Source organism: Bradyrhizobium sp. LB11.1, assembly GCF_040549385.1.
In the GTDB taxonomy this organism is placed as follows: Bacteria; Pseudomonadota; Alphaproteobacteria; order Rhizobiales; family Xanthobacteraceae; genus Bradyrhizobium.
This window is the reverse complement of the sequence record NZ_JBEPTH010000011.1, coordinates 22,108-48,548: the sequence shown is the minus strand read 5'-3', so window position 1 is coordinate 48,548 and position 26,441 is coordinate 22,108. Positions and strand designations below refer to the sequence as shown.

General features: G+C 63.9%; 28 protein-coding genes. 15 read left to right on the top strand and 13 right to left on the bottom strand.

Annotated features, from left to right (window positions below; all coding sequences use genetic code 11):
* The first annotated feature begins 759 nt into the window (after positions 1-759).
* Genes ABIA96_RS25885 through ABIA96_RS25860 form a run of 6 tightly spaced genes read left to right on the top strand, consistent with a single transcriptional unit; the run spans position 760 to position 6,818 of the window.
* Positions 760-1,665 carry an STAS domain-containing protein gene (locus ABIA96_RS25885; protein ID WP_354139868.1) on the top strand — a complete coding sequence of 302 codons (906 nt, stop codon included), beginning with the start codon at positions 760-762 and terminating at the stop codon, positions 1,663-1,665.
* A 2-nt stretch (positions 1,666-1,667) separates the two neighbouring features.
* Complete coding sequence (locus ABIA96_RS25880; protein ID WP_354139867.1) at positions 1,668-2,057, top strand: STAS domain-containing protein; 390 nt, start codon at positions 1,668-1,670, stop codon at positions 2,055-2,057.
* Entirely contained in the window at positions 2,038-2,442 is a 405-nt protein-coding gene (locus ABIA96_RS25875; RefSeq protein WP_354139866.1) for an anti-sigma regulatory factor, read from the top strand. The genes ABIA96_RS25880 and ABIA96_RS25875 overlap by 20 nt, the downstream gene beginning before the upstream one ends.
* A 2-nt stretch (positions 2,443-2,444) precedes the next feature.
* Positions 2,445-3,434 (top strand): SpoIIE family protein phosphatase, encoded by a 990-nt coding sequence (locus ABIA96_RS25870; protein ID WP_354139865.1) that lies wholly within the window; start codon positions 2,445-2,447, stop codon positions 3,432-3,434.
* A 7-nt stretch (positions 3,435-3,441) separates the two neighbouring features.
* Positions 3,442-5,211: an ATP-binding response regulator gene (locus tag ABIA96_RS25865; RefSeq protein WP_354139864.1), complete on the top strand. Its 1,770-nt coding sequence runs from the start codon at positions 3,442-3,444 to the stop codon at positions 5,209-5,211.
* Positions 5,208-6,818, top strand: a complete 1,611-nt coding sequence (locus ABIA96_RS25860; protein WP_354139863.1) for a response regulator — start codon at positions 5,208-5,210, stop codon at positions 6,816-6,818. Before ABIA96_RS25865 ends, ABIA96_RS25860 begins: the two co-directional genes overlap by 4 nt.
* Positions 6,819-6,835: 17 nt before the next feature.
* On the opposite strand, the gene ABIA96_RS25855 is transcribed toward ABIA96_RS25860, so the two are convergent.
* Positions 6,836-7,399 carry an SET domain-containing protein gene (locus tag ABIA96_RS25855; RefSeq protein ID WP_354139862.1) on the bottom strand — a complete coding sequence of 188 codons (564 nt, stop codon included), beginning with the start codon at positions 7,397-7,399 and terminating at the stop codon, positions 6,836-6,838.
* Between the two features lie 174 nt (positions 7,400-7,573).
* Positions 7,574-8,323 (bottom strand): TetR/AcrR family transcriptional regulator, encoded by a 750-nt coding sequence (locus ABIA96_RS25850; protein ID WP_354139861.1) that lies wholly within the window; start codon positions 8,321-8,323, stop codon positions 7,574-7,576.
* A 104-nt stretch (positions 8,324-8,427) separates the two neighbouring features.
* Between ABIA96_RS25850 and ABIA96_RS25845 the strand changes: the two genes are divergently transcribed.
* The 4 genes from ABIA96_RS25845 to ABIA96_RS25830 all read left to right on the top strand — a co-directional run bounded on the left by ABIA96_RS25845 (position 8,428) and on the right by ABIA96_RS25830 (position 11,600).
* Positions 8,428-9,825, top strand: coding sequence for a carotenoid oxygenase family protein (locus ABIA96_RS25845; RefSeq protein WP_354139860.1), 1,398 nt, complete (start codon positions 8,428-8,430; stop codon positions 9,823-9,825).
* A 225-nt stretch (positions 9,826-10,050) separates the two neighbouring features.
* On the top strand, positions 10,051-10,626 hold the full coding sequence (locus ABIA96_RS25840; RefSeq protein ID WP_354139859.1) for a hypothetical protein: 576 nt from the start codon (positions 10,051-10,053) through the stop codon (positions 10,624-10,626).
* A 13-nt stretch (positions 10,627-10,639) separates the two neighbouring features.
* Entirely contained in the window at positions 10,640-11,194 is a 555-nt protein-coding gene (locus tag ABIA96_RS25835) for an inner membrane-spanning protein YciB (RefSeq protein ID WP_354139858.1), read from the top strand.
* Positions 11,195-11,303: 109 nt separating this feature from the next.
* On the top strand, positions 11,304-11,600 hold the full coding sequence (locus ABIA96_RS25830) for a hypothetical protein (protein ID WP_354139857.1): 297 nt from the start codon (positions 11,304-11,306) through the stop codon (positions 11,598-11,600).
* A gap of 136 nt (positions 11,601-11,736) precedes the next feature.
* Here ABIA96_RS25830 and ABIA96_RS25825 read toward each other — a convergent pair whose 3' ends face one another.
* The gene (locus tag ABIA96_RS25825) at positions 11,737-13,392 is read right to left on the bottom strand and encodes a fumarate hydratase (RefSeq protein ID WP_354139856.1); all 1,656 of its coding nucleotides are present in this window, start codon (positions 13,390-13,392) and stop codon (positions 11,737-11,739) included.
* A 245-nt stretch (positions 13,393-13,637) separates the two neighbouring features.
* Here ABIA96_RS25825 and ABIA96_RS25820 point away from each other — a divergent pair, with 245 nt between their 5' ends.
* The 3 genes from ABIA96_RS25820 (at position 13,638) to ABIA96_RS25810 (ending at position 15,274) form a co-directional block, all read left to right on the top strand.
* Positions 13,638-14,117, top strand: a complete 480-nt coding sequence (locus tag ABIA96_RS25820; RefSeq protein ID WP_354139855.1) for a hypothetical protein — start codon at positions 13,638-13,640, stop codon at positions 14,115-14,117.
* Between the two features lie 192 nt (positions 14,118-14,309).
* Complete coding sequence (locus ABIA96_RS25815; protein WP_354139854.1) at positions 14,310-14,483, top strand: hypothetical protein; 174 nt, start codon at positions 14,310-14,312, stop codon at positions 14,481-14,483.
* A gap of 116 nt (positions 14,484-14,599) precedes the next feature.
* A complete protein-coding gene (locus tag ABIA96_RS25810) occupies positions 14,600-15,274 on the top strand; it encodes a methyltransferase family protein (protein ID WP_354139853.1) in 675 nt (224 codons plus the stop codon).
* Between the two features lies 1 nt (position 15,275).
* On the opposite strand, the gene ABIA96_RS25805 is transcribed toward ABIA96_RS25810, so the two are convergent.
* From ABIA96_RS25805 to flgB, 10 genes are all read right to left on the bottom strand, one after another.
* Positions 15,276-15,983, bottom strand: a complete 708-nt coding sequence (locus ABIA96_RS25805) for a glutathione S-transferase (protein ID WP_354139852.1) — start codon at positions 15,981-15,983, stop codon at positions 15,276-15,278.
* Positions 15,984-16,171: 188 nt separating this feature from the next.
* Positions 16,172-16,867, bottom strand: a complete 696-nt coding sequence (locus tag ABIA96_RS25800; RefSeq protein ID WP_354139851.1) for a lectin — start codon at positions 16,865-16,867, stop codon at positions 16,172-16,174.
* Positions 16,868-17,013: 146 nt separating this feature from the next.
* The gene (locus tag ABIA96_RS25795) at positions 17,014-18,030 is read right to left on the bottom strand and encodes a Tim44 domain-containing protein (RefSeq protein ID WP_354139850.1); all 1,017 of its coding nucleotides are present in this window, start codon (positions 18,028-18,030) and stop codon (positions 17,014-17,016) included.
* Between the two features lie 215 nt (positions 18,031-18,245).
* Entirely contained in the window at positions 18,246-20,819 is a 2,574-nt protein-coding gene (gene cckA / locus ABIA96_RS25790; RefSeq protein ID WP_354139849.1) for a cell cycle histidine kinase CckA, read from the bottom strand.
* 154 nt (positions 20,820-20,973) lie between these two features.
* Positions 20,974-22,053 (bottom strand): flagellar biosynthesis protein FlhB, encoded by a 1,080-nt coding sequence (gene flhB, locus ABIA96_RS25785; RefSeq protein ID WP_354139848.1) that lies wholly within the window; start codon positions 22,051-22,053, stop codon positions 20,974-20,976.
* 7 nt (positions 22,054-22,060) lie between these two features.
* Positions 22,061-22,831, bottom strand: coding sequence for a flagellar biosynthetic protein FliR (gene fliR / locus ABIA96_RS25780; protein ID WP_354139847.1), 771 nt, complete (start codon positions 22,829-22,831; stop codon positions 22,061-22,063).
* A gap of 17 nt (positions 22,832-22,848) precedes the next feature.
* On the bottom strand, positions 22,849-23,112 hold the full coding sequence (fliQ, locus tag ABIA96_RS25775) for a flagellar biosynthesis protein FliQ (protein WP_200519485.1): 264 nt from the start codon (positions 23,110-23,112) through the stop codon (positions 22,849-22,851).
* Positions 23,113-23,215: 103 nt separating this feature from the next.
* Complete coding sequence (gene fliE / locus ABIA96_RS25770) at positions 23,216-23,524, bottom strand: flagellar hook-basal body complex protein FliE (protein WP_354139846.1); 309 nt, start codon at positions 23,522-23,524, stop codon at positions 23,216-23,218.
* A gap of 16 nt (positions 23,525-23,540) precedes the next feature.
* On the bottom strand, positions 23,541-23,966 hold the full coding sequence (gene flgC, locus ABIA96_RS25765) for a flagellar basal body rod protein FlgC (RefSeq protein ID WP_354139845.1): 426 nt from the start codon (positions 23,964-23,966) through the stop codon (positions 23,541-23,543).
* Positions 23,967-23,984: 18 nt separating this feature from the next.
* A complete protein-coding gene (gene flgB / locus ABIA96_RS25760) occupies positions 23,985-24,386 on the bottom strand; it encodes a flagellar basal body rod protein FlgB (RefSeq protein WP_354139844.1) in 402 nt (133 codons plus the stop codon).
* A 354-nt stretch (positions 24,387-24,740) separates the two neighbouring features.
* Here flgB and ABIA96_RS25755 point away from each other — a divergent pair, with 354 nt between their 5' ends.
* Together ABIA96_RS25755 and fliP are read left to right on the top strand one after the other, a co-directional pair.
* Positions 24,741-25,679 (top strand): flagellar biosynthetic protein FliO, encoded by a 939-nt coding sequence (locus tag ABIA96_RS25755; RefSeq protein ID WP_354139843.1) that lies wholly within the window; start codon positions 24,741-24,743, stop codon positions 25,677-25,679.
* Positions 25,676-26,440, top strand: coding sequence for a flagellar type III secretion system pore protein FliP (gene fliP, locus ABIA96_RS25750; RefSeq protein WP_354139842.1), 765 nt, complete (start codon positions 25,676-25,678; stop codon positions 26,438-26,440). The genes ABIA96_RS25755 and fliP overlap by 4 nt, the downstream gene beginning before the upstream one ends.
* Position 26,441 lies beyond the last annotated feature (1 nt).

The window sequence follows — 26,441 nt, the reverse complement described above, 5'->3', positions numbered from 1 at the left end:
ACACGGGGTGGACCACAGGATAGCCGGATGCCCGGCCTTCCCTGCGCGGATGGTTTTAACGGTGTCCTTCGTGCTCTCCTCGGGGAGCGATGCACTATTGCCCCCGTCGCCTTGCGGATGGCTGATGCACGTGCCCGGTCGGGCCGACGCATCACCGCAAGACTTGACGCACAAACCCCGGGCGTCAGGACCACACGACTTCTCCGTCCGCGGACGTCCTCGCCAGTCCATCGGGGCCTGGCGTGTGCGCGCCCCCAATGCCAACGAGTCCGCTGTTACGGCGCCGTGTCGTGCCGCGGATCGTGACGTCTCACGGGGGTGCCCGCCCTGTCGTCACGTCGCGCGCCGGCGCTGCCGCGTCCACCGCATCCGGCCTGCGTATCGTGACGATCGCGAACGCCCCTTTGACGGGCCGGGATGGGAATAGCGATACCACAAAACCGAAATTCGGTAAATAAGAATATTTTGACGCTTGCGCCTTGACAGGGTGTTTCGGCCGAAGGGCTGGCCGAAATGTTCACAAGTGCGCTCAAGGCGACGGCGGCCCAAATTCCAAATGCAATGGAACCAACGGTTCCCGTGCGCGTTGGGGCACGTCATAGTGGGGGTCTCCCAGCTTGGCAGGCTGAGCGATCGCGCGGGCTGAGAGCAACGGAAATATCAACCAATTCAGCAGGATGCAGGCAAGCGCGCTTGACACCTGAGTATCGTCTATTCCAGACGAGTAGACGCGGTTGTGCGTGATGAAGGAGGACCATGATGGCTGGGCAGGCGGGAGCCGATATTGCATCGCTCGTAACGCGGAACGAACAAACCATTCTCCCTGAATGGGTCGAATTGCAGAAGAAGGCCGGCACGCTTCACACCGGCCGCATCTCGGAAGGTGAACTGCAGGCGCAGTCCCGGAATTTTCTTCACCTGTTACGCGATGCGTTGGCCCAGGGCGGCAGCGACGTTGCAAATGCGGCCTATGAGCCGGCCAAGACGATGCTGGCCGAGCTTTCGCGGTCGCGCGCGTTGCAGGGCTTCTCACCCAGCGAAACCGCCGGTTTCATCTTTTCGCTGAAACAGCCGCTGTTCAATGCGTTGAATCGCGACCGCGCGCTGTCATCGGAGCAGATCTCGTCGACCATATGGACGTCAACCCTGTTGCTCGACCAACTCGGCCTGTTCACGCTCGAAGTTTTCCAGAAGAGCCGCGAAGAGGTCATCGTCCGCCAGCAGCGCGAGATCGCCGAACTGTCGACCCCGGTGGTCAAGCTGTGGGACGGAATCCTGGCGCTGCCGCTGATCGGCACGCTCGACAGCCAGCGAACGCAGGTCGTGATGGAGAACCTGCTGCAAACGATCGTGGACGTCGAGGCCGAGATTGCCATCATCGATATCACCGGCGTGCCCACGGTCGATACGCTCACAGCCCAGCATCTCCTGAAGACGGTCGCTGCGGCCCGGCTGATGGGCGCTGACTGCCTGATCAGCGGGATCAGGCCGCAGATCGCCCAGACCATGGTGCATCTCGGCGTAGAATTGAACGTGATCTCGAAGGCATCGCTGGCCGATGCGTTCGCGGTCGCATTGCGGCAGACCGGGCGTGCCGTCGTCAAGACGAAGAGAATCGAAGGCGCCGCGGCCGCCGATAAGAAGATCGGCGGACGGGAAGCTTGACGATGGAACGCATTCCTATCCTCAAATTCGGGAGCGCACTCCTCGTCACGATCCAGGTCGATATGCACGACCGCCTCGCGACCGCGCTCGAAGAAGACCTGACCAGCAAGATCGTCGCGCACAATGCACGCGGCGTGCTGATCGACATTTCGGCACTCGAGATCGTCGACAGCTTCATCGGCCGGATGCTGGACAACATCGCCGCGGTCTCGCGCATCCTCGACGCCGATACGGTCGTCGTGGGCATGCGGCCCGCTGTCGCGATCACGCTGGTCGAGCTTGGCCTGTCCCTGACGGGCGTCAAGACCGCGCTGAATGTCGAACGCGGGATGGCCTTGATCCACAGCCGCCTCTCGGAGTCGGAGGCAGACGATGCCGACGACGAAGATTGAGCGTCTCGACATCAAGGCCTCGGATGACGTGGTTCGGGTCAGGCAACTGACGCGGGCCTATGCGCTCGAGGTCGGATTGAGCCTGGTCGACCAGACCAAGGTCATCACGGCGTCGAGCGAGCTTGCCCGCAACACGCTGGACTATGGCGGCGGTGGGGAGGTCACGGTGGAGCTTGTCGAGCAAGGGGGGCGCCGCGGCGTGCGGCTCACCTTCGAGGACAAGGGCCCCGGCATTGCCAATATCGAGCAGGCCCTGAAGGACGGCTTCACAACCGGCAAGGGCATGGGCCTCGGCCTCGGCGGCGCCAAGCGGCTCTGCAACGAATTTTCGATTGCATCGACACCCGGCGAAGGCACCAAAGTCATGATCGCGCGTTGGAAATGATCATGAAATCCGTTGGCGTCAACGATCAAAGCGGCGTCGCGGAAGCAAGGCGAACAGCAACCGATCTGGCACAGAGGGCAGGCTTCACGGACACGGACAAGGGCAAGCTCGCGCTGATCGCGACCGAACTTGCGACCAACCTCGTCAAGCACGGCTCAGGGGGAGAAATCCTCGTTGGCACCTATGAGGACAACGAAAGCCAGGGCATCGAAATCCTCGCGCTGGACAAGGGCGCGGGCATGAGCAACGTGTCGGCATGCTTGGAGGACGGATATTCGACCGCAGGCACCGCGGGTCACGGCCTCGGCTCCGTAATCCGGCAGTCGCATTTCGTCGACATCGGTTCTTGGCCGGGGCTGGGTACGGCCGTGCTTGCCCGCGTCGCGCCCGGGAAGCCGACGGCAGAGAAGCCGCCATCGATTTCGACCTGGGGCGGCGTGTCCCTTCCCAAAGCTGGCGAGGATGTTTGCGGAGACGCGTGGAGCGTGTCCAACAACGGGACTGTCAGGACGCTGCTCGTGGCCGACGGACTGGGCCACGGACCCGAGGCCGCGGAAGCTTCGGTCGAGGCCGTGCGGCTGTTCCATCGCTACGGCGGCCACTCCGTGCCCGACCTGATCGACTACATCCATAGCGGGCTCCGTTCGACGCGCGGAGCCGCTGTCTCGATCGCGCGCTTCGATCCCTCGACCAAGAAGATCGTTTTTTCCGGGGTCGGCAACGTTGCAGGCATGAGTGTTGTCGGGGGGCAGACCAAACGGATGGTCTCGATGCCCGGTACGGCCGGCTTCAACGCCCGCAAGATCCAGGCGTTCGACTATCCATTCGAGCGCGGTCTCGTCATTCTCTATTCGGACGGGCTGGTCTCGAGCTGGACCACCGATCGGTATCCCAATCTGGCGGCACTTCACCCTTCCCTGATCGCAGCGATCCTCTATCGTGATTTCACCCGGCATCGCGACGATGCGACCGTGCTGGTCGCCAAATGGTGATTGCACCATGACAGTATCTTCCAAGCTTTGGCCGATCGTGACGGTGCCGATCGAGAACGAAGGCGACGTCGTCGTGGTGCGCCAGCGTGCCCATCGTCTCGCCGACCTGCTGGGATTCGATCGCCAGGACCAGACCCGGATTGCGACTGCGGTCTCCGAACTGGCCCGCAACGCCTTTGGTTACGCCGGCAGCGGCCGCGCCGAGTTCGTTCTCGATGCCGGTTCTGCGCCGCAACGATTTGTCGTCCGCATTTGCGACAAGGGCCCCGGCATCGAAAATCTCCAGATCATTCTCGACGGCCAGTACCGCTCGCAAAGCGGCATGGGCCTTGGTTTGATCGGCGCGCGCCGGCTGATGGACACGTTCAGCATCGATTCAAAACTCGGCAAGGGGACCACTGTCGAGGTAGGCCACCGGCTGCCGTTGCGCATCGATCCATGGCCGCGGGCCAAGCTGACCGAGATCGCATCCAGCCTGAAGAAGGAAACTTCGTCCGACCCGCTGACCGCATTGCGGGAGCAGAACCGGGAACTGATGCAGAGCCTGGAGGAATTGCGGCGGCGCGAAGAGGAGAGCCAGCAGCTCAATCAGGAACTCGGTGACACCAATCGCGGCGTAGTCGCACTCTATGCCGAGCTTGACGGCCGCGCCGAGCAGTTGCGGCAGGCGAGCGAACTGAAGACGCGCTTTCTTTCAAACATGAGTCACGAATTCCGCACCCCGCTGAATTCGGTGCTGGCGCTGTCCCGTCTCCTGCTCGACCGTATCGACGGTGAGATCTCGGCCGAGCAGGAACGCCAGGTCGGCTATATCAGGCGTTCGGCGGAGAGCCTGCTCGATCTCGTCAACGACATGCTCGACCTCGCCAAGGTCGAGGCCGGCAAGGCCGAGGTCAAGCCGGTGCGTTTCGCCGTGACCAGCCTGTTCGGCGCGCTACGGGGCGCACTGAAGCCGCTGCTGACCAGCGCGTCCGTGGAACTGCTGTTCGAGCCGTCGCAGGAACTGCCGGCGCTCTACACCGATGAAGCCAAGGTCGCGCAGATCCTGCGCAATCTGATCTCGAACGCCCTGAAGTTCACCGAGGAAGGCGAAGTCCGGGTCACAGCACGCCCGAGCGACGATGGCGCGACCGTCACCTTCGCCGTACGTGACACCGGCATCGGGATTGCGCCCGAGCATCACGAGCGCATCTTCGAGGAATTCTCACAGGTCGACACCAAGTTGCAGCGGAGGGTCAAGGGCACCGGCCTCGGCCTGCCCTTGTCACGGTCGCTGGCGCGGCTGCTCGGCGGCGATCTCACTGTTGCGAGTGGCGCCGGACAAGGTTCGATTTTCTCGCTGACCATCCCAACCTTCCTTGGCAGTCCTGATCGCGACATGCTCGGCGCTCGTGGCGATGGCAGCAAATCCGTGCTGCTGATCGACGACGACGAGACGTTCCGCTATGTGATGCGCCAAATCGTCGGCAATGAATCGCGCTATGATTTCCTGGAAGCGGACGGCGGCGAAGAAGGCCTGAAGCTCGCCCGAGAGAAGCAGCCCGACGTCATCATTCTCGACCTCCAGATGCCGGCCGTGGACGGCTTCACGGTGCTCCAGCAACTGGCCGGTGACGAGCGCACCAGCATCATCCCCGTCATCGTATCGACGTCGATGACGATCGATGATGTGCTGAGATCACGCCTGCCCGAACATGTGCGGCTGATCTCCAAGAATGCGATCTCCCGCGAAAGCGTCTCGTCGTTCCTGCGCGATGCCGTCCAGGGGGCCTCATGAGTGCCGGCGAAAAGATCACCATCCTGAACGTCGACGACCTCGAGTCGCAGCGTTACGTCAAGACGCGCGACCTCCAAGCCGCAGGTTTTGACGTCGTCGAGGCGAAGTCCGGCGCGGAGGCGCTCCGCCTTGTCGAGCAACTCAGGCCCCCGCTCGTTCTGCTCGACGTCCAACTGCCCGACATCAGCGGCTTCGAGGTTTGCGCCTTCATCAAGAAGAAGTGGCCGGAAGTCATGGTGCTGCAGACGTCGGCGACGTTCACGACGTCCGACGACCGCATTCTCGGCCTCAACGCCGGTGCCGACTCATATCTGGTGCAGCCCGCCGAGCCGCTCGAGCTTGCGGCTGCGATCAACGCCCTGTTGCGGGTCCGCAGCTCCGAGGATGCTCTGCGCGCGCTGAATGCCACGCTCGACGAGCAGGTTCGGGCACGCACAGCGGAGCTCGAGAAAACCAACCGGCAACTGCGCCAGGAAGTTGCGCAACGCAAGAAGGTCGAGTCAGAGCTGTTGCAGGCCCAGAAGATGGAAGCGGTCGGACAGTTGACCGGTGGTCTCGCCCACGATTTCAACAATCTGCTGACCGCGGTGGTCGGCAATCTCGACATGATCCGGTCGCGTGCGACGGAGCCTCGTATCACCCGGCTCGCAGACAACGCCTTCAAGGCGGCCGAGCGAGGATCGAAATTGACTGCACAACTCCTGGCGTTCTCGCGGACCCAGAAGCTCGCGACGGAATCGGTCGATATCAATCGCCTGATCGAGGGGACCTATGAGCTGCTCAATCAGTCGCTGGGCGCCAACGTCGCCATCAAGACCAATCTCGATCCAATCACGCCGTCCGTGATTGCCGACAGCAATCAGCTCGAGGTCAGCATTCTGAACCTCGCGATCAACGCCCGGGACGCCATGCCGGACGGCGGGACGCTGACGATCACGACGGCCTGCAACGATTCCGACGACCGCAGGGTGGTGCTGTCCGTGACGGATACGGGGACCGGCATGCCGCCGGAGGTGATCGCTCGCGCCTTCGATCCGTTCTTCACGACCAAGCCGCCGGGCAAGGGAACAGGCCTTGGACTGTCCCAGGTCTACGGGCTCGTACGTCAGATGGGCGGCGACGTCGACATCAAGAGCGAGATCGGCAAGGGAACGTCGGTTCGACTGCTGCTTCGCCGGGCGGCCCCGGCGACCGACGTCGGTACCGACGCCTCCGGGTCGGCCGAAAGCGGTCACGCCGAACGAATCCTGGTGGTCGACGACGATCACGACGTCCGCGGCCTCATGACCAGCTTCCTATCCGAGATCGGCTACGCCGTTCACGAAGCCGACCATGGCAATGCGGCGCTGGCCATGCAGAAATCGGTCAACCCGCAATTGATGATCATCGACTTCTCGATGCCCGGCACCAACGGCGCCGAGGTCGTCAAGGCGGCGCGGGCCGTACAGCCGTCGCTCCCGGTCCTGTTCGTGAGTGGCTACGCGGATTCCGCGGCGCTGGAAGCGGCGACGGGATCTGCGCCGTTCTTGCGCAAGCCCTTCCGGCCTGCCGAATTGGCCGCGGCCGTACGAACGGCGCTGGATGCGAACAGGTCGGACGAATGCTAGCGCGGCAACGTTGACGGTTATGCCCGCGCGCGCCCGCTCGGCCTGGCAACGGCGTGGCCGTTGAGCTTCTTCTTCGTCTTTGCGCCGTTGGCGCCGGCCTTCTGCGCTTTCCGCTCCGCACGCACCTTCACCTTGGCGCGTTCGGCGCGCGCCTCCGCGCGCTGCTTCTTGCGCTTGGTTTCGCAGGAGGGGCACTTGCAGCCGATCGGCTTCAGATAGGCTTTGAAATAGTCGGTGCCGTAGTCGTAGTTGATCTCGTCGCCAGCCTCGATGTTCTTGATGGCGCGGATGAAGACCTTGCGTTCGCGCGGGCGGACGTCGGATTCGGCGTTGGGACGACAGGAATGGTTGATGTAGCGGGCGACGTTCTTGCGCACCGAGCCGTCGATGGTCCAGCGGCCGTTGAGCTCGAACAGATATTTGTTCTCGATGTCGTCCTGCGCGGGAATGCGGCAGTCCAGGATCGGTCCGAAATAACGGATAATCCGGGTACCCTTTTTGATCGGCATGGTGGCGAAGAGGCCAAGTCCGGTCTTGGAACGGCCGACGCGATAGGATTTGCTGGAAGCGATGACTGGCATGATCGATATAAACGAGGACGCGACAGAGCCGGAAGAGCCCAAGCGAAGCCGCTCTTCTAGAACGATTCCGCGTCGCTGTCAGGTCTATGCGGACCGGGTTTGAAGCTTGCCCACAGTGAAGATGTGCGAGACCGCGAGTTCCAAACATCCCAAACGTTGCGATCTGTCGCCTGATCAAGAAGCGGGCAACTTTCCTGCCACCGTCGACTTCAGGATCGCCTCCAGCAGGCGCTCGGCGGTCGTGCCCTCGGGCAGGCGTTCCAAAATATCCTCGAGCCGCCCGTCGAGCAGCAGCATCGTGAAGCCGTGCACCATCGACCAGGCCCGTGCGATCGCAGCACCCTGCTCGATGGTGAGCGCATTGCCGCTGATCGGCTCCTGCCGCATCGCGCCGATCGCATTGGCAAGTCCGGCAAACGAGGTTTCCGCGGCCTCATGCAGCGAGGGCCTGGAATAGTCGAGCCGCTCGGTGCGGAACATCAGACCATACATGCCGGGACGGGCCTGGGCATAGGCGACATAGGCTTTGGGCCGCGCCAGCGCCCGCTCCAGCGGCGAGGTGGCCGCGTCGCAGGCAGATGCCATCGCCGCGTTGAACTGGCGAAAGCCGATCGCGGCGAGCTCGCTGACGAGCCCGGTGAGATCGCCGAAATGATGGGTCGGCGCCGCGTGCGAGACGCCGGCTTCGCGCGCCACCGCCCGCAACGTCAGGCCGGCGAGCCCGTCCCGCTCCAGCACCCGTTCGGCGGCCTCAAGCAGCGCCTCGCGCAAGGCGCCATGGTGATAGGGCGTCTCGGTCTTCACGCTCGCCGCACGGCGCGCCGGGCGAGATGCTGCCGATGCCTTCTTCGGGGGGCGCGGGCTTCGCGCTGTTTCGCTCTTGGGATTGCTGTTGGTATTGCCGTTGATATTGCTCTTGGCCATTTACAAGCTATATGACGCAATATTGACAGTGTAAAGATTTCACTTGACGGAAGCCGAGCTTGGCTCTATGTCATCTTTACGATGTAAAGATAAGGGGATATGCCGTGCAGCAGGATGCGACCGCCGAGCGCAGCAACAATATCGCACCGATTCCGTTCGAGGCCGACGCGCCTGTCCTCAAGATCGTCGGCGAATTGCCGCGCGAGCTGAACGGCACGCTGTACCGCAACGGCCCCAATCCGCAATTCGAATCCCCAGGCGCACACTGGTTCGTGGGCGACGGCATGTTGCACGCCTTCCATCTCGATAACGGCCGCGCCAGCTATCGCAACCGCTGGGTCCGCACGCCGAAATGGCTTGCCGAGCACGATGCCGGCCGCGCGCTGTTCGGCGGCTTCGGCCGCAAGCTGCCGGATGCGCCCGCCAATCTCAGCGATGGCGGGGTCGCCAACACCAACATCGTCTTCCACGCCGGCAAGCTGCTTGCGCTCGAAGAGGCGCATCTGCCGACCGAGATCGAGCCGGGCACGCTGGCCACGCGCGGCTACCACAATTATCAGGGCCGCGTCGCCGGCAGTTTTACCGCGCATCCGAAGATCGACCCCGTCACCGGCGAAATGGTGTTCTTCGGCTACAATGCCGCGGGACCGCTGACGCCTGCCCTCTCCTACGGATCGATCGACGCATCCGGGAAAGCCACGCGCTTCGAGCGTTTCGAGGCGCCCTATGCCAGCATGGTTCACGACTTCATCGTCACTGAAAACCATATGCTGTTTCCGATCCTCCCCATCACCGGCAGCATGGAGCGCGCGATGAGGGGCAAGCCGCCCTACGCCTGGGAGCCGGAGAAAGGCGCTTATGTCGGCGTGATGAAGCGCAACGGGACGGCACAGGATATCGTCTGGTTTCGCGGCGAGGCCTGCTACGTCTTCCACATCATGAATGCGTGGGAGGACGGCGACCGCATCGTCGCCGACGTCATGCAGTTCGAGGAAGCGCCGCTGTTTCCGCATCCCGACGGCCGGCCGACGGATCCGGAGAAATCGCGCGCCCGGCACTGCCGCTGGACCTTCGACCTCTCCGGCAATACCGATCGCTTCCAGCAGATCTATCTCGACGACCTCACCGGCGAATTCCCGCGCATCGACGATCGCCGCGCCGGGCTGAAAAGCCGCCATGGCTGGTACGCCTGCGCCAATCCAAGGCTACCGATGTTCGGCGCACCGTCCGGCATCGTTCATGTCGACGGCACGGGCAAGCGGCTCGGGCAATATCTGCTGCCGACCGGCGACACCATCTCCGAACCTGTGTTCGTCGCGCGATCGACAGATGCGGCGGAAGGCGACGGCTGGCTGCTGGCGGTGGTCTGGCGCGCGCGCGAAAACCGCAGCGACCTCGCCGTGTTCAATGCCACCGACATCGAGGCCGGCCCCGCCGCGCTGGTACAGCTCGGCCATCGCGTACCCGACGGCTTTCATGGCAATTGGGTGGGAGCAGCCTAGCCCCCTCTCCCAGCCATCGGCCTGCTGATCTCCTGCGCTCTGACCATCCTGTCGCGCCTGCCCTGGGCCGCATTCGCCGATGAATTGGCCGATCAAGTCATTGCAACGATTCAGTTTCTGCAGGTCATTCACGTCATTTTGACACTGTAAAGATTTCGATTGACCCAGCATCGACCCTGAATTATCAATCTTGACATCGTAAAGATTGGTTCGACCGAGGCGACCATGACGATTTTCCTGATCCTTGCCCCCTACGGCGTCTACACCTTCCTGATGATGGTGACGTCGGCCACGACCAGCGTGTTCGTGGCCTCCGCGATCTGCCTCGCCACTATCGCGATCGACGTGGCCCGCGGTCGCTCGGTGAAGATCCTGGCCGCGGGCTCGACGATCCTGTTTGCAGGCATCGGCCTCACCCTCGCGCTGTTCGATCCGAAGCTGAGCGCGCTCGGCGTCAAGCTGTCGGTCGATATCGGCATCTTCATCATCTCGCTCGGCTCGATGCTGGCGCGCCGGCCCTTCACGCTGCAATACGCAATCGAATCCGTGCCGGCCGAAACCGCGGCGATGCCCGGCTTCCTCACCGCCAACTACGTCATCACCGCCGCATGGACGGTGGCCGCCCTGCTGATGATGGCCGCCAACATCGTGCTGCTCTACTTCCCGGGCCTGCCGGTGTGGCTGGGCCTCGCGGTCGCCTTCGCCGCCCGCAACAGCGCGATCTATTTCACCAAGTGGTATCCCGAATATCGCCAGATCAAGTATGGTGCGCCCGCCGGCGCGCTGCCCGAAGCCCAGTGAGACAGGACCGACCATGAAGGACGTATTCGCCCGCCTCGCTTCCGACTTCCTCTCGGCCATCGTCTTCCTGGCGATCTATCTGGTCACCGACAACGTCATCCTGGCGACGTCGGTGGCGATTGCCGGCGCGATCGCGCAAGTGATCTATGCCCGCGTCAAGGGGCGTGAGCTCGGCTACATGACCTATGCAAGCGTCGCCCTCGTCATCGTGCTTGGCACGGTCACGCTGCTGACCAAGGATCCCCGCTTCATGCTGGCAAAGCCCGCGATCGCGCATTTCGCCATCGGCGCGATCATGCTCAAGCGCGGCTGGATGCTCCGCTACATGCCGCCGATCGTGGTCGAGACCGCGCCCGAATACGTCACCGCTGCGGGCTATGCCTGGGCCGCGCTGATGTTCGCCCTCGGCGCCGGCACGATCGCGGTCGCATCGACCGGCGATCTGAAGCTGTGGGCGTTTTATATCTCGGCGGTCGCGGGCGGCGCCAAGGCCCTCGCCTTTGCCGTGCAGTATGTGGTGTTGCGGCTCGTCGTCACCAGCCGGCGGCGCGCGGCCGCCCGCGCCTGATTGCCGCTCAAGGGGGTGTTAGGCAGCGGCTTCAAGTTGCGCTATAGGCTCGACCCAGGACGGGTTGCGGATCATCGCAGCCTGCCGGGACATTGTTCGGGAGACGCGAATGGCTGTGGACGGCAACTGGAATCTGACCATGACGACGCCGATGGGCGAGCGCCAGGCGACGCTGAGCCTGAAGGAAGCGGGCGGCGCGCTCACGGGCACGCAAGGTGCGGAAGGCAATACCGCCGAGATTTTTGACGGCACGGTCAGCGGCGACGCCGTCAACTGGAAGGTTTCCATCACCAATCCGATGCCGTTGACGCTCGAGTTCATCGGAAAGGTCTCCGGCGACAGCATGAGCGGCGAGATGGGCATCGGCCCGATGGGCAGTTTTCCGTTCACGGGCACGAAAGCTTAAGGCTCGCTCACTGTCATTCCGGGATGCGTGCGAAGCGCGCAGGCCCGGAATCCATTTTCCACCAACCTTGGAGCCTGATGGATTCCGGGCTCGCGCCAAGAGGCGCGCCCCGGAATGACGGCGCTGGGAGGTAGCCTCAGCCGAGATTCAACTCCTTGAAGAAGTCATTCCCCTTGTCATCGATGATGATGAAGGCCGGGAAGTCGACGACTTCGATGCGCCAGATCGCTTCCATGCCGAGCTCGGGATATTCGAGCACCTCGACTTTCTTGATACAGTGCTCGGCGAGGTTCGCCGCCGCACCGCCGATCGAGCCGAGATAGAAACCGCCATATTTCTTGCAGGCCTCGCGCACGGCGGGCGCACGGTTGCCCTTCGCCACCATCACCATCGAGCCGCCCGCGGCCTGGAACTGGTCGACAAAGGAATCCATGCGGCCCGCAGTGGTCGGACCGAACGCGCCGGAGGCGTAGCCCTCGGGCGTCTTGGCCGGGCCGGCGTAGTACACCGGATGGTTCTTGAAATAGTCCGGCAGCGGCTCGCCCTTCTCCAGCCGCTCGCGCAGCTTGGCATGCGCGCTATCGCGCGCGACGATCATGGTGCCGGTCATCGAGACCCGTGTTTTGGTCGGGTACTTCGAGAACGTCGCAAGGATGTCCTTCATCGGCTGGTTGAGGTCGATCTTGACGACCTCGCCGCCAAGCGACTGCTCGACCTGCGGCAGATATTGCGCCGGGTTGTGCTCGAGCTCCTCGAGATAGACGCCGTCTTTGGTGATCTTGCCGAGCACCTGGCGGTCGGCCGAGCAGGACACGCCGAGCCCGATCGGCAGCGACGCACCGTGGCGCGGCAGGCGGATCACCCGCACGTCGTGACAGAAATACTTGCCACCGAATTGCGCGCCGACGCCGAGCGACTGCGTCATCTTCAGAATTTCCTGCTCCATCTCGATATCGCGGAACGCGTTGCCGTCGGGCGAGCCGTGGGTTGGTAGCGCGTCGAGATAGCGAGCGGAAGCAAGCTTCACCGTCTTCATGCAGAGCTCAGCCGAGGTGCCGCCGATCACAATCGCAAGGTGATAGGGCGGGCATGCCGCGGTGCCGAGCGTCAACACCTTCTCCTTCAGAAAGGCGAGCAGCCGGTCCTTGGTCAGCACCGAGGGTGTGGCCTGGAACAGAAAACTCTTGTTGGCGGAGCCGCCGCCCTTCGCCATGAACATGAACTTGTAGGCGTCATCGCCCTCGGCGTAGATCTCGCACTGCGCCGGCATGTTGTTGGCGGTGTTCTTCTCCTCGTACATCGAGAGCGGTGCCACCTGCGAATAGCGCAGATTGCGGCGCAAATAGGCATCGCGCGCGCCTTCCGACAACGCGGCCTCGTCGTCACCGTCGGTGATGACGTTGCAGCCCTTCTTGCCCATGATGATCGCGGTGCCGGTGTCCTGGCACATCGGCAGCACGCCGCCGGCTGCGATGTTGGCATTCTTCAGGAAATCCAGCGCCACGAACTTGTCGTTCGGGCTCGCCTCGCCGTCCTCCAGGATCGCGCGGAGCTGCTTCAGATGGCCGGGGCGCAGGTAGTGATTGATGTCGCCGAAAGCCGCCTCCGACAGCGCCCGCAGCGCTTCGCGCGACACCACCAGCATGTCCTTGCCCAAAACCTTCTCGACCCGAACGCCCTCGGCCGCGATCTTCTTGTAGGGCGTCTCGTCCTTGCCCAGCGGGAACAGCGGCGTGTGCTTATAGGGCGGAACGGGTTTTGAGGCGTCGGGGAAGGCGGTGGGAGCGTTCATGGGCGAATCTCGGGGTTTTGGAGCCCTCGCGGGCCTCTAAGCATAGAAGCGTTCTAAGCTTTTTTGCCACAAAGGGAAGGCGTTCCGGCGCGGCCGGGGCATCCCGATTCGGTGCCATAGAGGCCATTTTCTGGAGCCCTCCTTCGATCAGCCGGTGACTGTGGTTGTGCCCATCAAGCCGGGTTGCACCCCTTGCGCTTCGCGCGCTGCAACGGTTGAATGCACGCCCTAAGGGGCTTTTCATCATGATTTTCAAACTTGACGTCCGCGGCGCGGTTGTTGTCGCCGCCGCCATCATCGGCCTTGTGACCCTCGCCGCGCCTGCGCGCGCGGACCAGTGCGACGACATCGCAAAGCAACTCGCCGGCGGCATCGACGGGCTGAAGGTCACCTTCAAGGCAGCCAACATCATCTACCTCACCCACCCGGCGGCGAAGGAGCTGTCGCTCGGCTGCCGCTCCCAGGGACAAACCTATTCCAACGAACTCTACGCCAAGGGCGACCGCAAGCCGACGCCGAAATTCTATGACCTCGTTGCCTCCGCGGCCGCGATTATCTTCACGGTAACGAAGGACGACACCACGACTGGCGCGACGCGCTGCCTGAAGCGCATGGGGCTGCTGCGCGGCGACAAGATCGCGATGCGCTACAAGCGCCTCAACATGGAATGCACGCGCACCAAGACCGACGCCGCGATCTCGATCACGCGGCCGAAGGACGAGTAGGCTACACACTCCGTCATTGCGAGCGGAGCGAAGCAATCCAGAGTCCCTCCGCGGTGACAGCCTGGATTGCTTCGCTCCGCTCGCAATGACGAGGAAACAGCACCGGATCCCTCGCATTTTAACGATTGGTTTGACGGAGCTTTCGTCCGCTCCGGGGCAGGATCAATCGTTTCAATCTGTGAGGATTTGTGGATGAGCGTCTCCAGTGTTGCGCCGCCGCCTGTCACCGTCGTGGTCCCGAGCTACGACACGACCAGGCAGCCGGACGACCAGACCAAGACCAAGGACAACGACCCGACCTATCAGCCGACGCCGCCCGCGCCGCTGCCGCCGGGCCAGGGCACGCGGATCGATCAGCTCGCTTGATCCGGCTTGCCTGCGATGAAAGGCCCGGTCCGGTTGACCGGGCTTTTCGCGCGTCCGGCCGCAGCTTTGCCGGATAGCGCGGCTATACTCGTGCGAGACTGTCCGGGGAACCGCGCATGATCGCACGCCTGCTGCTGCAGAACACTGTTCTCACCGCCGGAATGGGCGCGCTGCTGTTCGCGGCCGCCGGCACGCTGCATTGGCCTGGCGCGTGGGTACTTCTCGTTATCTCCATCCTGCTCGGCCCAATCTGCGGCTGGTGGCTCTATCGGATCGATCCGGCGCTTCTGGCCGAACGTCTGCGCCCCGTTCTGCAGAGGGACCAGCCAGCCGCCGACAAGGTCTTCATGGTCGTGTTCGTCGTGGCGATGTTGGGCTGGCTTGTCGCAATGGGGCTCGACCGGCGTCATCTTGCATCCAACATGAACGCCGCATGGCAGGCGCTCGGCTTCGTGCTGTTCCTCGCCTCCACACTGTTCACGTTGTGGGTCTTTCGCGAGAATTCGTTCGCCGCGCCCGTGGTGAAGCTGCAGACCGAGCGCGCGCAGCGCGTGATCTCGACGGGGCCCTACGCCCATGTCCGCCATCCCATGTACAGCGGCATGATCCTGTTCTTCGCCAGCGTGCCGCTGATCCTCGGTTCGTGGTGGGGGTTGGCGATTGCGCCGCTCTTCCTGGTGCTGCTTGCGGTCCGCATCCGCATCGAGGAGCGCACGCTCATCGCGGGCCTGCCCGGCTATGCCGATTATGCGGCGCGCGTGCGCTACCGCCTGCTGCCGGGCATATGGTGAGTCACGCGTCAAGCTCGCGATAGCGCCGGAAGATTCCCTGCTCGTTGAAGGGAATGCGGCGTTCGCTTGCGAGATAGGCCTTGATGTTCGGCCGCGCGGCCACGCGGTCGTGCAGGCCGACGAGGCCGGGGATTTTTTTCTCGAACGCCTTCATGCGCTTGGGGAAGGCGTAACGCAGGCCATCGACAAGCTGGAACAGCGAGAGATCGACATAGGTCACCTTGCGGCCAGTGACGTAAGCGCCGCCATTGTCCTCGAGAAGCTGCTCGAAATAGCCGAGATATTTCGGCACGCGCTCGTCCCAGAAGTCGGCGGTGCGCTTCTTCGCCGGCGGCTTCTGGTCTTCGTAGTACTTCGAAGGGCCGAGCGGATGATGGGTGTCGTGGACCTCGACCACGAGATCGGTGATCGTCAATTGAAGCTGGTGCACCCAGAGTTTTCCGGCTTCTGTCTTCGGCGCGAGGGCATGACGGGCTCCGAGATAGAGCAGGATGTTGGCGGTCTGGCCGATGACGAGCTTGCCCGCTTTCAGGAACGGCGGCGCAAAGGGGGGCGTACCCTTGTGGGCTTCCATCATCTTCATCATCGCGGCCGTGCCACGCGGGCCGCGTGCGACGTCGTCGTAAGCCGCACCCGCCTCCTCCACCGCCAGCCGCACATATTCGCCGCGGCCCTGGATCTCGGGCCAGTAGTAGAGCTCGTATTTCATGGGAGGGGTCCGTGAGCGTGGAAGCGACGGAACCAATGTAACACGCAGCCGAAGGTTCCGTCAGCGTGGGGGCCAGATGCTCACGCCCCACACTCGTCATTGCGAGCGCAGCGAAGCAATCCAGAGTCCCTCGGCGGCGACAGTCTGGATTGCTTCGCTGCGCTCGCAATGACGGAGGAGAGAGCCTCTCAATTCGCCGCAAAACAATACAGCAGGCCGTCGCCGCCGGTGGTCTTCAGATCGGCCTGCGAGCAGCCGCCGTCGGGTCCGCGCGAGGGGTGAGAGCTGTTCCAGGACCTTGACGGCTCGTCGTCGCGCAGACCTTGACGATCGACATGACCGAGCATCGCCGCACCTTGCGTGCTCGACGTCCAGTTTTTGCAGGTCTTGTCGTCACCCGCGGCAAAGGCGGTGCCGTCGGCTTGCGATCCCGTGAGGATGTCATGCCGGTTCGGCGTGTCGCCGCGGCCGTTGATGACGTCCCCCTTCTCGCTCAGCGCGGTTTGCTTGGTCAGGTTGTTGGCCGCGCCATGCAGATCGGCAACGTCCTTGGCGATCACCACGCCCTTGGCGTTCTGCCACGGTCCCTTGCCGATGCGGTCTTTTGCGTTGACGGCGGGCTTGCCGTCGGCGGCTTGCGTCGAGAGATAGGCGTGCCAGGTTTTTGCGGCGGCGCCGCCGGCCTGCGCCAGCTTCTGGCACTGCGCGTCGGCGCCATCGAGGCCGCCGAGATCGGCACCCTTGCCAAGACCGTTGGAGGTCACGAAGAAGGTCATGCCAGCCGACTGTGCTTGCGCCGCTGGCGCCGCAAGCAAGGCCATTACCAGCGCAGTCTTGGCGAGCGCGAGGCCTGACATCGTCACGGATTTCTCGATGCGGATCATCTTGTCCTCCCAATTGTGTTTGTATTTGGCCGCCTGATGTCAACCCGACGCGCGTCCGCTTATTCCGGGGCCGCGATGCGAGACGTCCAAAAGAAAAAGGCGCCGTGCTGGAAGCACGACGCCCTGGTGTCTCCGATCGCGCGCGATCAGTTGGTCTGCTGGATCGCCGACAATTCCCAGGCGTTGCCCGCGCGGCGAGCGAACGTCCAGACTTCAGTGACTTCGCCCGGCTGCTCGCTGCCGGCGACGATCGCGCCGGTGTTGCGGTCGACCGTCTTGTCGGTGAGCGCAAAGCGCATCGCCACCGTTGCATAGTCAGTCTCGCCTTCGCGCCAGGATTCCGCGAGATCGCCCTGCAACAACTTGACGTTGGTCACCTTGTTGACGGCATTGCGCGCGCGGTTCTCTGCGAGATCCCTCTCGAAATAAGAGACCATTTCCGGCGTCGCGAGCGTGTGCAGCTTGGCGACGTCCTCATTCGACCACGCGGCCTGGATGTCGCCGAGCAGGCGCTCGAACGCCTCGTAGTCATCAGGCTTGATCTCGAGCGGCGCATTGTTGGCGCCGAAGCCGAAACCGCCGCCAAGACCTGAACCAAGACCACTGCCGACACCTCCACCGAGGCCCCTGCGATAGCTAGTCTGCGGTCCCGGACCGGCGTCAGTGCCGGCATAGGCCGCCTGCGGCGTGTTACGGCGCTGCCACCAGGACATCGCCAGCCGCACCACGAACACGACAAGCACGATCTGGATGATCAGACCCAGGATCGACGACAACCCGCCGAGGCCGCCGAACAGGCCACCGCCGAACAGCATGCCCAGAAGGCCTGCGCCGAGGAAACCGGCCGCAAGACCACCCAGGAAGCCACCACCGCGGCCGAACAGGCCGCCGCGCGCGGGCGCGGCCGTGTTCATGCCGGCGCCCGGCTGGCTGTAGGTGCGGTTGAATTGCGAGGTCGAGCCCGGCGCGGTCGTAGTCGACGGCGGGGCCGAGAACGTCCGCGCACCGCGCGAACCCGACGAGAAGCCGCCACCGACGCGGGCGTCAGCGGAGGACATCGCAAGTGCCGTCGGCAGCGCAAGCGCCAGGACGACGGCAATCGTCTTCACGAGAGTGCGGGACCATTGCGAGAAATTCATGTTCGTTTCCCAAATCCCCGGCATGGGGACGTGCCAGTAAGATGGGCAGCCTTCTACAAAATGGAAGCCGGTTCTGGAACCCCCGGCTGCGGCCCTCAGTCGCGGGGATATGGCCAAAGCCCATATTTGCCGTGGGTTTGGCGAGGTGCGGCCGGGAACTGTGGTCGCCAGTTACCGGCGCTTTGCACATGATATCTCCGCGATGTCGTCCTGATTTTTGCCGGGGCGACAGCTAAGCCTCACCCCTGCTTCGTCATCGTCTCCTTCACCGCCGCCACGAGCTGGCTGAGCGTGAATGGTTTTGGCAGGAAGTCGAACTGCTGTCCCTCGGGCAGGCTTTTCTCGAAGGCATCTTCGGCGTAGCCGGAGACGAAGATGAAGCGGATGTCGGGGTTCTTCTCCCGCATGGCCTTGAGCAGCGTCGGCCCGTCCATCTCCGGCATCACGACGTCGGAGACGACGAGATCGATCCCGCCGCTTTGTTCGTCCAGCAGCTCCATCGCCTCGACGCCGTTCTCGGCCTCGACGACGGTGTAGCCGCGCGAGCGCAGGCCGCGTGCGTTCAGGGCGCGCAGGCCCTCTTCGTCCTCGACCAGCAGGATGGTGCCCTGCCCCGTGAGATCGGTACGGGGCTTGGCCTCCCCTGCTCCGGGCGCAGCGTCCTTCGCGGCGCCAACTGCCACCACCGGCTGCTCGACCTGCACCTCCGGCTCGGCGTGATGGCGTGGCAGGAAGATGTGGAATGAGGTGCCCTGCCCCGGCTCGGAATCGACATAGATGAAGCCGCCGGTCTGCTTGACGATGCCGTACACGGTTGAAAGGCCAAGGCCAGTGCCCTTGCCGACTTCCTTGGTCGAGAAGAACGGTTCAAAGATCTTGTCGCGGATATCGGCGGGGATGCCGGTGCCGGTGTCGGCGACCTCGATCCGCACATAATCCGCCGCCGGCATGCCCTTGTAGGCGAGCTTGCCCGCGTCCTCGGTGTTGACGTTGGCGGTGCGGATGATGAGTTTGCCGCCGTCGGGCATGGCGTCGCGCGCGTTCACGGCGAGGTTGACGATGACTTGCTCGAACTGGGAGACGTCGACCTTGACCGGCCAGAGATCGCGGCCGTGGATGGTCTCGAGCTTGACCTTCTCGCCGATCAGCCGGCGCAGCAACATGGTGAGATCTGAAAGCGCATCGCCGAGATCGAGCACCTGCGGCCGCAGCGTCTGCCGCCGCGAGAACGCGAGCAGCTGCCGCACCAGCGTCGCTGCCCGCGTCGCGTTCTGCTTGATCTGCATGATGTCCTGGAACGACGGATCGGTCGGCTTGTGCGCGTTCAGCAGGAAGTCGTTCGCCATCATGATGGCGGAAAGCACGTTGTTGAAGTCGTGGGCGATGCCGCCGGCGAGCTGGCCGACCGTCTCCATCTTCTGCGACTGGTTGATCTGGTTCTCCAGCGCGCGCCGCTCGGTGGTCTCGAGCATATGTACGATCGCAGCTTCAGCGTCGTTCTCGGCCGCATCCACCGGCGTGACGAAGAACTGGCCCCAGCGCTCCTTGGTCCCCTCCAGCGCCACCTCGACCGGCGAGATGTCAGCCTGGCCTTCGGCGGCCTGGTTGATGGCCGCAATCACCAAATGGCGGTCGCGCGCATTGACGGCGCGGAAGATCGACTTGCTGGCGCTGTCGAGCCCGAGGCCCTGCGCGAGCTTGGCGTAGCGCGCGTTCGCGCGCACGACGTTGCCGCCGCGATCGACGGTGGCGATCGCCATCGGCGTGTGGTCGAAAAAGCGCATGAAGCGCACTTCGGCGGCACGATCGGGATCGCTGCGCTCGTCGCGTGCACGGCTGATCACAAGCGTGCGCGACGGCCCCGGCGCGCCGTCGGCACCGAAGGCAAGCTTGTGATAGAGCCGAACCGGCATGGTCTTGCCGGTGCGCATGCGCAGATCGATGTCGAAGACTTCGGTCTTGACCTCGCCCGGCACCGCCACGATCGAAGACAGCAGCGAAGCGCCGTCGCCGGAGACGATGTCGGCGAGCTTCAGGTCGCCCGAGCCGATTTCGGCAAGATCATAGTCGAGCCAGTTCGCCAGCGTCGCGTTGACGTAAGCGAGCTCGCCGGCGGGATTGACCGAGAAGAAGCCACACGGCGCGTGATCGAGATACTCGATCGCGTGCTGGAGTTCCTGGAACACGTCCTCCTGGCGCTCGCGGTCGCGGGTAATGTCGGCGATCGACCACACCGCATATTTGGCTTCGCGCTTTCCGGTGCCGAGTGGGCGCACGCGCATGCGCAGCCAGCGCCCGTGGCTGCCGTCCTGACCGGAAATGCGCACCTCTTCCTGCTGCCGCTTGCCCTCGCGCGCCGCCTTGAGCAGGCGGAACACCGCTTCGGAGACGTCAGGGTTGCCGATGAAGACGCGCTCGACTGGCCTCACGTCCTGCGGGCCGGAGGCGCCGGTCAGCGTCAGATAGGCCGCGTTGGAATAGACCACGTGGCCGCGCGGATCGGTCACCGCGAGGCCGTCGAAGGCGTGATCGGCGATTCGACCCATCACGGGATCATCGAGATTGCGGTCGACGAAGCGGATGATTCCAGCGGCGAAGGCGAACAAGTTGAAGAGGCCGATCATCGCCAGCACGGCGAGGATGCCGAGGATATAGGGCTGCGCCTGCGCGCGCCCGAGCGTCATCAGCCCGATGGCGACCGCGACGAGGCCGGTGGCCACCAGCAGCACCAGCGCAATGCTGCCAGATCGCGGCGACGGCTCATGCGCCGCAACGGGCTCGCGTGACAGGTCGTGGTCGGTCTCGGCAGTCATTTCACGCTGATATGGCCTGTCGGCAGAGAATCAACGCGCCACGGGGCACGTCGGGTCCTCCCTGCCTGAATCGGACCCGCGGACGCAAGGGCGGCAGGGGCGAAAGGTACGCTGATTCCCAGTTTACAGCCATTTCCGGTACTTTCCGGGGGTTTTATTGCTGCGCGGCGCTGAAACCGCGCTTCAGCCGGATGACGTAGCCGATGACTTCGGCGACCGCATGGTAGTGCTCGACGGGGATTTCCTTGTCGATTTCGGCGGTCGCATAAAGCGCGCGGGCCAGCGGCACGTTCTCGACGATCGGAATGTCGTGCTCGCGCGCGATCTCCCGGATCTTGAAGGCGAGGTTGTCGACGCCCTTGGCGACGCAGATCGGCGCCGACATGCCGCGCTCGTAGGACAGCGCCACCGAATAGTGGGTCGGGTTGGTGATGATCACGGAGGCCTTGGGAACCGCGGCCATCATGCGCTTCCTGGAGCGCTGCTGGCGCAACTGCCTGAGCTTGCCCTTGATATGCGGGTCGCCTTCGGACTGCTTGAACTCTTCCTTGATCTCCTGGAGCGACATCTTCTGACGCTGGAACCAGCTGCGATACTGGAAGAAATAGTCGCCAATGGCGATGATCGCGAGCGCCGCGACCACTGCACCGAGCAGATGAACGGTCAAGCTGGTGGTGGCGCCCAGCATGGCCATCGGATCGAGCCTGACCATCGCCTCCATGCGGTCCCGCTCAGGCCACAGAACCGTGGTCATGACCGCACCGAGCACGACGAGCTTGCCGATGCCCTTCAGAAAATTGGCCCCGGCCTGCTTGCCGAAGATGCGCTTGAAGCCGGCAGCCGGCGAGAGCTTGCTGAATTTGGGCGTGAGAGATTCCGCCGACCACACCAGCCGGTGCTGGAGCAGGTTGCCGGCAATCGCAGCCAGCACCAGCATCAGCAAGGGCACGCCGACCGCCGCGAACACCGCGACTTCGACCTGCTGCATCAGCGCGAGCAGGTTCCCGGGGTCGGTTTTGATCATCCAGGAATTGGCAAGCAGATTGCGCATCGGCGTCAGCAATCCACTACCGACCGAGCCGGAGAAGGTCGAGACCACAAGCGTGCCGCCCGCGATCATGAACCAGGTGTTGATCTCCTGGCTCTTGGCGACGTCGCCGCGTTCAAGCGCCTCTTCGAGACGTTTTTGCGTCGGGTCTTCTGTTTGACTCTCTGGATCGTTGTCTTCCGCCATCGATCACCTACTTGAGCGGCAGCATCTGGTGCATGACACCGATGAAGTAGTCGAGGTAAGTGCCCATCATCGCCGTGAGCACCACGGCCAGCACCATGAAGCCCGCGAAGATCGACAGCGGCACGCCGACGAAATAGACCTGCATCTGCGGCATCAGCCGCGCCAGCACGCCGAGCCCGATATTGAAGACGAGGCCGAACACCAGGAACGGTCCCGACAGCTGCAGGCCGAGCAGGAACGCGGCGGAAAAGGCCCGCGTGGCAAGCGAGGCGACGTCACCGCTCGACATGGTCTCGCCCGGCGCGAAGATCGCATAGCTGTCGTTCAACGCCGCGATCACCAGATGATGGCTGTCGGTGGCGAACAGCAGCGTGACGCCCAGCATGGTGAGGAAATTGCCGACCAGGACGCCCTGCTGCCCCTGGGTCGGATCGACCGACGTGACGAAGCCTAGCCCCATCTGCTGTGCGATCACGGCGCCTGCGACCTGCAGCGCCGACAGCGTCACGCGCGCGGTTGCGCCGAGCACGATGCCGATCACGATTTCATGAAGCATCAGCACCAGCATCGGCGCGAGCGAGCCCATGTCGACCTGGTAGGCGTTGCGATGCAGCGGCAGGATGATCAGCGTCAGAAGAAGCGCGATCGACAGCTTGATCCGCGTCGGGATGTTGGTCTCGCCGAGCCCCGGCAGCAGCATCACCATCGCACCGATCCGGGCGAAGGCGAGCATGAAGGCCGCGGCAAGCGCCGGCAGCAACGAGACGTCGATGCGCATGTTAGGCGCATAGTGCCTCAGCCGCCGATGATTCGCGACGAGATCCGCAGCATGTGGGAATGGAGCGCGTCGGCCATGAACGGTAACGCCAGTAGCAATGTGGCAAAGATGGCCAGGATCTTCGGCACGTAGACCAGCGTCTGCTCCTGAATCTGCGTCAGCGCCTGGAACAGCGACACGATCACGCCCACCACGAGCCCGACCACCATCAGCGGCGAGGAGACGATCACAATGGTCCAGATCGCATCGCGGGCGACGTCGAGGGTCTCGGGTCCGGTCATTTCAAACTTCCGTTGTTGGTTCTCTTGATGGCAGCAAGAAAGCGAATGGTGAGTAGCGAGTTGCGAATGGGAACAATTCGCCACTCGCCATTCGCCATCCCCATCAGATCGGCATCTTCATGATGTCTTCATACGCCGCGATCACGCGGTCGCGGACCGAGACCAGCGTCGACACCGCGACGTCGGTGTCGGCGACCGCCGTCACCACGTCCATCACGTTGGCCTTGCCGGAGGCCATCGCCACGGTCTGGGCGTCAGACTTGCGGCCGGACTCCATGACGCTGCCGACAGCGTCCTTCAGCAGCGAGGCAAAGGACTGCCCGCTCGCCTCGCTGCCCTTGCCGGCGCCGGTATTTTCCAGCACGCGCGCAAGGTTGGCATAAGCATTGGCCGCTATTGACGGTGTTGCCATGGCTCAGGTGTCCTGTTCAGCTCTTGAGGATGTCGAGCGTGCGCTGGATCATCCGGCGCGTCGCACTGATGATGTTGACGTTGGCCTCGTAGGACCGCTGCGCATCGCGCATGTCGGTCATCTCGATCACCGAATTGACGTTGGGATATTTGACGTTGCCGGTGGCATCGGCCGCTGGATTGCTCGGCTCGTATTTGACGCGGAAGTTGGACTGGTCGGGTTTGATCTTGCCGAGCGTAACGACCTGCGCGTCGAGCGTGCGGTCGAGTGCCGAGGAGAACGTCGGCACCTTACGCCGATAGGGATCGCCGCCGGCGGTCGACGCGGTCGAATCCGCATTCGCGATGTTCTCGGAAATCACCCGCATGCGCCCGGCCTGCGCTCGCAACCCGGAGGTCGCGATCGCCATCGAGCGGGCAAAGTCACTGCTGTCATTCGCCATGATGCGCCTCTCTTAGCTCTAGCCCTTGCCGATCGCGGTCTTCAGGAGGTGCAGGCTCTTCGAATAGAGCGAGGTCACCGCCGCATAATCCATCTGGTTGTTGGCGGACTTCGTCATCTCCTCTTCGAGATTGACGGCATTGCCCGCGGGGCGGGTCTCGAAACCCGCATTCTTGTTCTGGTCGAAGCTCGAGGCCCCAGACGGCGTCATGTGCGACGCACTGGTGACGGCCAAGGCCAGCGGCCCCATCGAGCCTGTGGGGGCGCCGGTCTTGTCGAATTTCGGCTCGATCAGCTCGCGCGGCCGGAAATTGGGGGTGTCGGAATTGGAGACGTTCTCGGACAGGACGCGCTGGCGTTCCTGGTGCCACTGCATCTTGGTGCGAAGCGCCGACAGCACCGGAAGATCGTTGATGGACATCGTTGCGGCTCCTTCCGCCTCTTGCTGACCCTGGGGTCCGAAGCTAGGCAGAATTTGCCGCGTGTATGGTTAACAGGTGGTTAAGGCGCGGTGGATCCATGTTTCTGATTGAGACAGGCGTTGCTCCCCCCCGTGATTCTACGCGCTACAAAAGCCATATTAACCCAACCGCTTGGCGGTCCCTGCACAGGCCAAGAAGTCGTTTTGGATCGGGCGATTCATAGGTTATTAAGAGTTGGGGACGGCAAAACATGCCGCGGGACGTTAAGAAATCGCAGTTTTGGGGCATCGCACGTCGATGGTCGGCCTATCCGACCATAGGCACGAGAGAAGCGCCATTTACCGGGGACAGGTATGAACGGTAGCCCTATCACCTTCATCGTCGCGTTCATCGTCGTGCTGGCGTTGATCGGCGTCGCGGCGTGGCTGGTCCGCCGATTCGCGACCACCCGGCTCGGCGCCAACACTCAGCGCGGCAGGATGCCCCGGCTTGCCGTGATCGACGCTGCCGCGGTCGATGGCCGCCGGCGCCTGGTGCTGGTGCGCCGTGACAATGTCGAACATCTCCTGATGATCGGCGGCCCGACCGACATCGTCGTCGAACCGAATATCGTGCGCGCCGCCGCTGGCCGCGACCAGATTCCGCAGCGTCCCAGCGCCGCCGAGCCGCCGCGCCTCGCCCCGATGCCCGATGTCGGCAGCTGGGCCGACGAAGCGCCGCGACCCGAAGTGCTCGATCATCCCGAGCCGCAGATGCCCGAGCCGCCGCCGCGGCCCGCCCGTCCGTCCTTCGCCGACGAAGTCCGCCGGCCGGCGCCCGCTCTGGCCGAACGCCGCGGCGAACCGGCACTCGGCGGCTTTTCGCCCGAACCGATGCCGCCGCGCGTTGCGCGCAGCGAGCCGCCGCTGATGCCGCGCCCGCCGCGCGCGAGCGAGCCGGTGAAGGTGCCGCCGGTGCGTGCCGAGCGCGCAGCCGCGCCACCGCCTCCTCCTCCGCCCGTGCCGCAGGCTCCGCCCGTTGCTCCGCCGGCCGCGGCTGCCGCGCCGTCCAGTGCCGAGCAAAATCTCGCCGAGATGGCCCAGCGCCTCGAGGCGGCGCTCCGTCGTCCCTCCGGCGAGACCATCGCCCCGCCGGTTGCGCCGGATCCTCCCGCAGCCCCGCCGCGCGCCGCACGCAGCGAGCCGCCGTCACCTCCCGCTCCGCCGGCCAGGCCGGCTCCGGAGAAGACCAGCTTTGAAAATCTCGAAGACGAGATGGCCTCGCTGCTCGGCCGTCCGAAGCCGTCTTCGTGAGGCTGCCGTCCTTCCCGCGTAGAGTATTCTTTTTTTCTGTCCTGATCGCCGCGACGTCGCTCGCAATGCCTGCGCATGCGCAGGACATCAGCATTAATCTCGGCGGCGGCGGCGGTGCGGGCGGTGGCGGCGTCACCGAGCGCGCGATCCAGCTGATCGCGCTGCTCACGGTGCTGTCGATCGCGCCGTCGATCCTGATCATGATGACGTCGTTCACGCGCATCGTGGTCGTGCTGTCGCTGCTGCGCACCGCGATGGGCACGGCGACCGCGCCGCCCAACTCGGTGATCCTGGCGCTGGCGATGTTCCTCACCTTCTTCGTGATGGGGCCGGTGCTGCAAAAATCCTACGACGACGGCATCCGCCCGCTCGTCGCCAACCAGATCAGCGTCGAGGACGCGCTCCAGCGCGCCTCCGTCCCCCTGCGCGGATTCATGCAGAAGAACGTTCGCGAGAAAGACCTGAAGCTGTTTCTGGACCTCTCCGGCGAGCCGCCGCCGGCCACGCCCGACGAGCTCGAGCTGCGCATCCTCGTCCCCGCCTTCATGATCTCCGAGCTGAAGCGCGCCTTCGAGATCGGCTTCCTGCTGTTCCTCCCCTTCCTGATCATCGACCTCGTCGTCGCCTCGGTGCTGATGTCGATGGGCATGATGATGCTGCCGCCCGCGACGATCTCGCTGCCGTTCAAGCTGATCTTCTTCGTGCTGGTCGACGGCTGGTCGCTGGTGGCCGGGAGTTTAGTGCAGAGTTACGGGGGATAGT